The organism is Mesorhizobium sp. P5_C1, assembly GCF_054049815.1.
Genome location: NZ_JBFULQ010000931.1, coordinates 1 through 1,407, shown reverse-complemented (window position 1 = coordinate 1,407; position 1,407 = coordinate 1). Strand labels below are relative to the sequence as shown.

General features: G+C 64.5%; 1 protein-coding gene. It reads left to right on the top strand.

All coding sequences use genetic code 11. From position 1 onward, the window contains the following. On the top strand, positions 1–1,407 hold a 1,407-nt coding region (locus tag ACXJ7R_RS32700), incomplete at both ends, for a VCBS domain-containing protein (protein WP_457155406.1).

Below are 1,407 nucleotides of genomic sequence, written 5' to 3'. Positions count from 1 at the left end.
AGGTCTCCGCGATCGAGCAGGTTTCAGTCGGTCTCGATCCAACTTCGCCCGTCGGCTTCAACGATACCAACGCTGCCGACCAGGTGCGCGAGGCCGGCGTTGGCCCAGCGAATGCACTCCTTGGGGGTGACTCCTCGGCGGCAGGTAATGTGCTGACCAACGACACCGATTCCGACGACGGCCAGGCGTCGCTGGTCGTGTCGGCGGTCCGGACAGGTACGGAATCCGGATCAGGAAGTGTTGGCACGGTCGGATCTGCATTGGTGGGCACCTATGGCTCACTGACCTTGAATGCCAACGGCACCTATACCTACGCCCTCAATAATAGCGACGTGGACACCAATGCGCTGGCGAACGGGGTCACCGTCACTGAGGTGTTTACATACACCGTCCGTGACCCGCACGGGCTTACGGATACTGCGCAGCTGACCATCACCGTCACCGGGACCAACGACGGCCCGATCGCCGTCGCCGACACCAATGTTGGCGATGCGGTCACCGAGGCCGGCGTCAACCCCGGCAACACGCCGTTCGCAGACGACGCCTCCGCCATCGGCAACGTCCTGACCAACGACACCGACGTCGACGTTGGCGACAGCAAGACGGTTTCGGCCGTCAACGGCGGCGCCGGCAATGTCGGCTTGGCAGTGGTTGGGACCTACGGCTCGGTCACAATCGGGTCGGATGGCAGCTACACCTATACGCTCAACAATGCCGATGCCGATACCAATGCGCTGGCCCAGGGCGCCACGGCGACGGATCAGTTTACCTACACGGTCAAGGATGCCAATGGGGCCACCTCTTCGACCACGCTCACCATCACCATCACCGGCACCAACGACGGCCCGATCGCCGTCGCCGACACCAATGTTGGCGATGCGGTCACCGAGGCCGGCGTCAACCCCGGCAACACGCCGTTCGCAGGCGACGCCTCCGCCATCGGCAACGTGCTGACCAACGACACCGACGTCGACAGTGGCGACAGCAAGACGGTTTCGGCCGTCAACGGCGGCGCCGGCAATGTCGGCTTGGCAGTGGTTGGGACCTACGGCTCGGTCACCATCGGGTCGAATGGCAGCTACACCTATACGCTCAACAATGCCGATGCCGACACCAATGCACTGGCCCAGGGCGCCACGGCGACGGATCAGTTTACCTACACGGTCAAGGATGCCAATGGGGCTACCTCCTCGACCACGCTCACCATCACCATCACCGGCACCAACGACAGCCCGGTGATCACGACGGCGGTCGGCCAGGATGCCGGCACGGTTGTCGAGGCCGGCAACCTGGACAACGGCACGGTTGTCGCCGGGACGCCGTCGGCGTCGGGCACGCTGACCTCCTCGGATGTCGATCACCTGGCGACGGCGACCTGGAGCGGCGACGCGACGGGCACCTATGGCG